This is a genomic window from Dermacoccus sp. UBA1591 (assembly GCF_002322065.1).
Taxonomy (GTDB): domain Bacteria; phylum Actinomycetota; class Actinomycetes; order Actinomycetales; family Dermatophilaceae; genus Dermacoccus; species Dermacoccus nishinomiyaensis.
The window spans coordinates 26,612-33,691 of the sequence record NZ_DCNR01000078.1 but is presented as its reverse complement, the minus strand read 5'-3'; the positions used below and the strand labels follow the sequence as shown (position 1 = coordinate 33,691).

Genomic DNA, 7,080 nt, shown 5'->3' with positions numbered 1-7,080 from the left:
CAGGGCGCTTCACTTGTGCTCGGTGATGTCGGTGAACCACACCTGGTTCGGGCCTGTCGCCAAGGTGGTGAACTCGCGGTTGACGAGGTCGTCGTGCACCGGCGGTCCCGGACGGCGGGCCTTGGACCTGCGGGGCTTGCCGAAGGAGCTCCACCAGGCGTTGTCCGAGCAGATCGCCCACGCTGTCCGGGCCGACATGGGCTGCCCGCCGTGGTGACGGGCCTCGTCGGCCAGGTAGCGGTACCCGAACTCGGGGTCGTCACGGTGGGCGTCGAACAACGCGTTCGCCCGGTACGCCTGCGCGTACTCGGCGTCGGTGACGGGCTTGGTGAGCCACCGGTAGTAGGGCTGGCGAGCGATCTTCAAGACCCGGCACGTGACCGCGACAGGGATGCCGTCGGCGGCGAGCTCGCTCACGAGCGGGTACAACCTTTTCCCGGCAGGTTCGCCTGGGACAGGTACGCCGCCGCGCGGCGCAGGACCTCGTTCTCCTGCTCCAGCAACCGGATCCGCCGGCGGGCCTCGGCCAGCTCGGCCAGGTCGCTGCCCGACACCGGTATCGGGGGCCGGGTGCCGTCGTCGATATCGGCTTTGCGCATCCACGTCGACAACGTCATCGGGTGGATCCCGAAGTCCTTCGCGACCTGCTCGAGCGTCACCCCCGGCTCACGGTTACGGGCCACGCGCACAACGTCGTCGCGAAACTCCTGCGGATAGGGCTGAGGCATGAGTGCATCCTTCCAGGCCACCCTGGCGGGCAAGCCACGTCAGATGTCACCTATCCGTGCAGCAGTCCCGACATCTCGCGAGCATGGCGCACGGTAGTCACCGACAGCCAGAGCAGATAAGCAGCCCCAAGCAGCTTCAGGCCGGTCAGCAAATCAGGGTGACTTCTGGCGACCTCACCCAGGCCAACAACGACTGCGGCGGCGTAGACGCTCATTCCGGTAGCGATGCCAAGGATCGCTTTGAGCGCGGCTCTCCGCCCTCCCTCGAGTCCGACCGCGAGCATGTACGCCATGTCTGGGCCGGGTGGGATGAGGAACACCAGAATGACACCGAGGAAGCCCGGTAGTACGGACAGGTCGACCACGAGCGTCCTCTCCGCTGGCCGCGACGCCCTCGTGGCGCCGCCCTCACGCTACTGCGTCTTCTCCCTAGGGCAGGGGCGCTGGTTCCCACGCTCCACGAAACCGTTCGTTTGAGCCACACCATTCAGGCGGGCTGAGATCGCTGCGCGATGATCACGGCTTGCGCGTCTTCTTCCGAGCCCACAGGTGACCGCTCCAGTTGAGCGCTCACCGTGAGTCCATGCTCCTCCAAGAGAGTAGTCAGGCTCTCGACACTTCGGTGGTATCTGGTCATCACCACGTCATAGCCGCGTGCCGCATATCCGCGACCTACCCGGCGCATGCCGTGTCCCACCTGGAAACCGAGGAGCAGCACCCCTTCCGGGCGCAGTACGCGGGCCATCTCCGCAACCATGACTTCGAGGTCTTCATCCGGGTTGTGAATGGTGGAGTACCAGGAAAAGACGCCGTCGAAGACTTCGTCTGCGTAGGGCAGGTGCGTCAGGCTCCCCACGGCGACGGTGAAGTCAGGGTGGTCGGCTCGTGCCCTGCGGACCATGTTGGGTGAGAGGTCGATGCCCTCCGGGTGGCATCCGAGCCCAGCCAAATAGGGCAGCATTCGCCCTGCCCCGCAGCCAGCATCCAGGACCACGCGAGGCTCGTGCAGGAGTGCGACGAAGTGGTCGATCATGGCCAAGTCGATGGGCTGTTCGCCTTCGGTGGTACGGAAGTGGTCGGCGTACACGTCGGCCACAACGTTGTAGGCGGTCCTGGTGAGAGCCTCCTCTGTTTCCGGCATGGCTCTAAGCCTGCCAAAATGTCGCGCTCAACCGCGAGGGAACTGGTGCACAAACGGTCGTTTCTGCACCACTCAAGCTGGGGTGGCTCTGCACGTGGTCATGCCCCGGTCAGGGGGTAGCAGAACGACGTGCAGAACCTCGCGGCGCAGAACGTCAGTGTCGACAACCGGTCCGAGACAGCCACTACGGGACTCAAAGAGGCGCCCACCGCTTCAGTGTCGACTCAGCCCTCGACCACGAGCGAAGCGTCGACCTCGGTCGGCAGGCCACCCTCGGGCAGCTTCGACGGCGCGACGATGCGCACGATCTCGTCGAGCACGCGCCGCACGTACTTCTCCCCCACCCACAGGTGCTTCGCGCCATCGACGCCGATGACGTCAGCCTGCGGAATGGCCGCGAACCGCTCGCGCGCCTCGTCGGGGCGCAGGTTGTCATCCAGTTCGGGCACGAGCGCCGTCACCGGCTTGCGCGATTCGGCCCACGCCGCCAGGTGCTCGGGCTGCGACCACCGCAGCGGCGGCGACAGCAGGATCGCGCCCTCGATCGACGGATCGAGCCCGTGCATGAGCGCCAGATCCGTGCCGAAGCTCCACCCCACCAGCCAACGATTGGTCAGCGCCGGCGACTCGTGGAACTCCGCGAACTCGATGGCGGCGGCGACGTCGAAACGCTCGCCGTCAGCCGAGTCGAACGCACCCTCCGACGTCCCGCGCGGCGACGACGTGCCACGCGTGTTGAACCGCAGCACCGCGATGTCCGCGAGCGCCGGCAGCCGGTTGGCGGCCTTCTTGTAGACATGGCTGTCCATGAAACCGCCGTGCGTCGGCAGCGGATGCAGCGTGACGAGCGTGGCCACCGGGTCTCGCTCGAGCGGCAGCGCCAACTCACCGACGAGCGTCAACCCGTCGGCGGTGTGCAGTTCGACGTCCAGACGGCGCGCAGCGAGCACCGTGTTCGAGCGAATCTCCTGCAGGCTCAACGCCCCTCCTCGACGATCACGACGAAACCCGGACTCCGTCGTCCGCCCTCGACCCTATGCGACCGCGAGGGCGCACTCACCGCCACGAACCCCGCGGCGGACGGCGATCTCGCGCTCGCCAGCAACTCGTGTGCCAGTGACGACGATCCGTCACGTCACCCAGCCGATCATTCGGCCACACGACGACGTGCGGCAGCGATGACGCCAACTGCTGCTGACACCCCGGGCACGTGTAGATCTTGCCGTCGGCGTTGCCGCGCAGGACCCGCACCGTCCACTGGCCGCCCGCGTAGGTCTGCACCGTGTCGACAGGACGAAACGCGCGGCTCACGTCGCCGCGCGTCTCGTCCTGCGCTCTGTTGTTGCGCCGTGGCATCAGCCTCGGAAGGACCGCTCCGCGAGCAGGTGCTCCGTCAGCAGCGGCGACGGCACGAGGTGCGTCTCCCCCGCCTCGAAGTACATCTCCGACAGCACACCGGAGACGTCGTCGTAGCCGGCCTCGTCAAGCAACTCGAATGGGCCCTTCGGGTAACCGCAGCCGGCCTTCATCGCCGTGTCGATGTCCTCGACGCTCGCGTAGCCCGAGTCCAACATCTTCACCGCGTCGTTGAGGTGTGGGTAGAGCAGCGCGTCGACGACGAGGCCCGCGCGGTCCTTGCCGACGACCGGCGTCCAGCCCGCAGCCGCGGCGAACGAGCGAACGGCCTCGACCGCGTCGTCCGCGATGGCGACGCTGCGGCCGATCTCGAGCACCTGGCCGGCGCGCTGCTTCTCACGCAGGACGACGGGAACGACGCGCGCATCGAGCGACGGCTCACCGGTCGCGACCTCCGACGCCGCGCCCTCACCGAGCGTGGCGATGACGCCGCCGTCACCGATCGCGTCGCGCACGGCGCGCATGAGCGGCTTCTCCTCGATCTGCAGCGCGTGCTCGGAGACGTCGCCCTCGACATGACCGCACGAGCACTCGTCACCACAAGCGCACGAGCCGCCGCAGCACCCGTCATCCTCGACGCCGCCGTCGACGGCGAAGACGAACGTGACGCCCTCGAGCGCCGACGCCTCGTCAGCCGTCGTGACGCGCACGAGGTCGAGGCCCGCCGACGACATCTCCTCGGCGAGCGAGTCGACGAGCTCACCCTCGCCGACGAGACCGACGCGGCCACTGTGCGCCTTGCTCTCACCGGGCGTGCGCTCGTCGGCGACGAGGGTGCCCGAACCGGCCGCTTCGTACGTGTAGAAGCCCTTGCCACTCTTGCGACCGAGGTAGCCGGCCGCCACCATCTGACGCAGCAGCGGCGGCGACGCGACGCTCGGGTCATGTGTCGCGTCGTACAGCACGCCGCAGACCTCGTGGACGACGTCGAGGCCGATGAGGTCGCACAGCGTCAGCGGGCCCATCGGGAAGCCGACACCGGCCGCCATGGCTGCATCGAGGTCCTCACGGGAGGCGAGACCCGTCTCGTAGGCGCGGATCGAACGCGCGAGATAGGCGATGAGCAGCGCGTTCGCGACGAAGCCCGCACGGTCGCCGACGACGACCGGCTTCTTGCCCAGGCGGACGGCGAGTTCGCGGACGTCCTCGACGAGCTTCACGTCGGTCAGCAGCGAGTGGATGACCTCGACGAGCGGCAGCACCGGCGCCGGGTTGAAGAAGTGCATGCCGATGACGCGCGACGGCTCCTTCGTCGACTTCGCGATCTCGGTGATCGACAGCGACGACGTGTTCGTCGCGAGCACACAGTCGTCACGAACGATGTCGTCGAGCGTCGTGAAGATCGACGTCTTGATCTCGAGCAGCTCCGGCACCGCCTCGATGACGAGGTCGGTGTCCTTCATCGCGGCGAGGTCGTCGCCGAACGCGACGCGGCCGACGATCTCGTCACGCTCACTCTCGGAGAGCTTGCCCTTGGTCACGGCACGCCCGAGGGATTTCGTGAGGAACCCCTTGCCGCGCTCGGCGAGCTCCGCCGAACCGTCGACGGCGATGACGCTGAGCCCCGCCTTGGCGAAGACTTCGACGATGCCGGCACCCATCGTGCCGAGCCCGATGACACCCACTGTGTTGATCATGCGCCCAGTCTTTCAGATGCGACGACCAACCGCTCGTGGGACGATCTACCGCGTGATGACCTCATGATCTTCGGATTGCTCGGCGCCCTCGTCGCCGCCCTCGCCTACGGCGGAGCGACGATCGTCCAGGCGATCGGCGTGGCGCGCATGAGGGAGGCGCCCGACGGCGCCGACCTCATCACCCGTGCGCGCTTCGGCTGGCTGTACGGCGTCGGCCTCGCGCTCGACGGTGTGGCCTTCCTCGCCTCGAGCGGCGCCCTGCGCACCCTGCCACTGTTCCTCGTGCAGTCGGTCATCGCCGGGTCGGTCGCGGTGACGGCCGTGCTCGCCGTCGTCGTCCTGCACGCCAAGCTGACGCGACGCGAGATCATGGCGCTCGTCGGAGTCGGCGTCGGTCTCGTCATGCTCGCCGTCTGCGCCAAGGAGGGTCACGCCACCGGGGTGCCGACCTGGCTGGCCCCCGCCGCGCTCGTGGTCGCGGCCCTCCTGGTGCCGTTCGGGTACGCGGCGTATCGCGCCCGCAACAGCGCGCTTCTCGCCGTCACCGCGGGGCTCGGATTCGCAGGTATCGCGATCGGCGCGCGCATCCTGCCGTGGGACGGCAACGTCCTGCACACGATCGCGAGCTGGCCGTTCTGGGTGCTCATCGCCCACGGCATCATCGCGATGACCGCCTACGGCTTCGCCCTCGACGCGGGAGAGGCGACGTCCGTCGCCGCCATCACCTTCGCCATCGAGACGGTGGTGCCCGCTGCCATCGGCCTCGCCCTGCTCGGTGACGCCGTGCGCGGCGGCACGTGGCCGCTGGCCATCGCGGGGTTCGTCGTCACGCTCGGCAGCTGCTTCGTCCTGGCCGGGCAGTCGGAGCCCGACGCGTAAGGTTGTCCGGTGCGAATCGTGATTGCCGAATGCAGCGTCGACTACGAGGGACGCCTGCAGGCCCACCTCCCCCTCGCCAAGCGCCTGCTCATGGTCAAGGCCGACGGCTCGGTGCTCGTCCACTCCGACGGCGGCTCCTACAAGCCGCTCAACTGGATGGCGCCGCCGTGCACGATGGCCGAGGTCGAACCCGAGGACGTCGAGGTCGCCGACGGTGTGACGAGCGTGTGGCTCGTGCAGCACGGCAAGTCGGACGACCGGCTGCGCATCCGGTTGCACACCGTCCATCACGACTCGGCCCATGACCTCGGCGTCGACCCGGGCCTCGTCAAGAACGGCGTCGAGGCGCAACTGCAGAAGCTGCTCGCACAGCACATCGAGACCCTCGGTGAGGGCTACACGTTGATGCGGCGCGAATACATGACGGCGATCGGGCCGGTCGACATCATGTGCAAGGACTCGGGCGGAGCCACCGTCGCCGTCGAACTCAAGCGCCACGGCACGATCGACGGAGTCGAGCAACTGACGCGCTACCTCGAACTACTCAACCGCGACCCGCACATCGCCCCCGTCAGCGGCGTCTTCGCCGCCCAGACGATCAAACCGCAGGCCCGCACGCTCGCAGAGGATCGCGGCATCCGCTGCGTCGTGCTCGACTACGACGCGCTCAAGGGCATCGACGACTCCGAGCGCCGGTTGTTCTGATCCGCCTCGAGGTGGGGGGGTGCTCAGGTCGCGAGGCCAGGCGCACGCGTGCGTCGTGGCTTCGCCACGCGTCAGGCAGTGCGCGCCAGCGGGACGTAGCCGCAGGCGCCGGAGACGTTCATGACCCGGTCGAGGCGGGTGCCTGCGAGGAAACGGCACAGACGCGGCGAGGCATCGGCGACGACGAGGCGACGCCGCCGACGCTCGGCCCGGTGATGCGCGCCGACGATGACGCCCAGCCCGGCCGCATCCCACACCTGCGCGTTGGCCAGGTGGACGACGAGGTCGCCGTCACCGCCCGCCAGTGCGGTGTGCAATGCCGTGCGGACGCGGTCGCTCGTGCGTGCGCTGACGGGGCCGTTGATGATGATCTCCCGCCCGGGGACGGGGTGGTCGATGACGAGGTGCGCACCCGTCGCGAGTGTCTCGGAGCGCGACGCGTGCGTGCGCCTCGTCGTCTCGGCCATGATCGCCCCCCTCGTCACTCGCCCGTGCGGGCCGAGCTGTTCGTGGACGGCCGGCGCGTCGCGCGCCCCACCCGGCGTGGAGGCGTCGCCTCCGGCGGGTGCCGTCA

At 68.5% G+C, this 7,080-nt stretch carries 10 protein-coding genes; 2 read left to right on the top strand and 8 right to left on the bottom strand.

Going from position 1 to position 7,080, the window contains the following annotated elements; genetic code table 11:
* Positions 1-9: 9 nt before the first annotated feature.
* The 7 genes from B2284_RS08155 to B2284_RS08125 all read right to left on the bottom strand — a co-directional run bounded on the left by B2284_RS08155 (position 10) and on the right by B2284_RS08125 (position 4,922).
* The gene (locus B2284_RS08155) at positions 10-417 is read right to left on the bottom strand and encodes a transposase (protein WP_083607396.1); all 408 of its coding nucleotides are present in this window, start codon (positions 415-417) and stop codon (positions 10-12) included.
* The gene (locus B2284_RS08150) at positions 414-728 is read right to left on the bottom strand and encodes an IS3 family transposase (RefSeq protein ID WP_006944883.1); all 315 of its coding nucleotides are present in this window, start codon (positions 726-728) and stop codon (positions 414-416) included. The genes B2284_RS08155 and B2284_RS08150 overlap by 4 nt, the downstream gene beginning before the upstream one ends.
* A gap of 50 nt (positions 729-778) precedes the next feature.
* Positions 779-1,093: a LysE family translocator gene (locus B2284_RS08145; RefSeq protein ID WP_240742536.1), complete on the bottom strand. Its 315-nt coding sequence runs from the start codon at positions 1,091-1,093 to the stop codon at positions 779-781.
* A 122-nt stretch (positions 1,094-1,215) separates the two neighbouring features.
* Positions 1,216-1,869 carry a class I SAM-dependent methyltransferase gene (locus B2284_RS08140; protein ID WP_136788678.1) on the bottom strand — a complete coding sequence of 218 codons (654 nt, stop codon included), beginning with the start codon at positions 1,867-1,869 and terminating at the stop codon, positions 1,216-1,218.
* 224 nt (positions 1,870-2,093) lie between these two features.
* Entirely contained in the window at positions 2,094-2,849 is a 756-nt protein-coding gene (locus B2284_RS08135; RefSeq protein WP_136788679.1) for an alpha/beta hydrolase, read from the bottom strand.
* Positions 2,850-2,925: 76 nt separating this feature from the next.
* Positions 2,926-3,180, bottom strand: coding sequence for a hypothetical protein (locus B2284_RS08130; protein WP_231729374.1), 255 nt, complete (start codon positions 3,178-3,180; stop codon positions 2,926-2,928).
* Between the two features lie 44 nt (positions 3,181-3,224).
* On the bottom strand, positions 3,225-4,922 hold the full coding sequence (locus B2284_RS08125) for a 3-hydroxybutyryl-CoA dehydrogenase (protein ID WP_136788680.1): 1,698 nt from the start codon (positions 4,920-4,922) through the stop codon (positions 3,225-3,227).
* Positions 4,923-4,985: 63 nt separating this feature from the next.
* On the opposite strand from B2284_RS08125, the gene B2284_RS08120 reads away from it, so the two are divergent.
* On the top strand, positions 4,986-5,801 hold the full coding sequence (locus B2284_RS08120; RefSeq protein ID WP_038567386.1) for a hypothetical protein: 816 nt from the start codon (positions 4,986-4,988) through the stop codon (positions 5,799-5,801).
* 9 nt (positions 5,802-5,810) lie between these two features.
* The gene (gene nucS / locus B2284_RS08115) at positions 5,811-6,506 is read left to right on the top strand and encodes an endonuclease NucS (RefSeq protein WP_074046539.1); all 696 of its coding nucleotides are present in this window, start codon (positions 5,811-5,813) and stop codon (positions 6,504-6,506) included.
* Between the two features lie 71 nt (positions 6,507-6,577).
* Here the strand turns inward: nucS and B2284_RS08110 are convergent.
* On the bottom strand, positions 6,578-7,080 hold a 503-nt coding region (locus tag B2284_RS08110; RefSeq protein ID WP_286697368.1), incomplete at its 5' end, for an STAS domain-containing protein.

What these genes read in the sequence shown, in the direction of transcription:
- B2284_RS08150 (WP_006944883.1), bottom strand. Translation starts at nt 728, where the DNA reads ATGCCTCAGCCCTATCCGCAGGAGTTTCGCGACGACGTTGTGCGCGTG.
- B2284_RS08140 (WP_136788678.1), bottom strand. Translation starts at nt 1,869, where the DNA reads ATGCCGGAAACAGAGGAGGCTCTCACCAGGACCGCCTACAACGTTGTG.
- B2284_RS08125 (WP_136788680.1), bottom strand. Translation starts at nt 4,922, where the DNA reads ATGATCAACACAGTGGGTGTCATCGGGCTCGGCACGATGGGTGCCGGC.
- B2284_RS08120 (WP_038567386.1), top strand. Translation starts at nt 4,986, where the DNA reads ATGATCTTCGGATTGCTCGGCGCCCTCGTCGCCGCCCTCGCCTACGGC.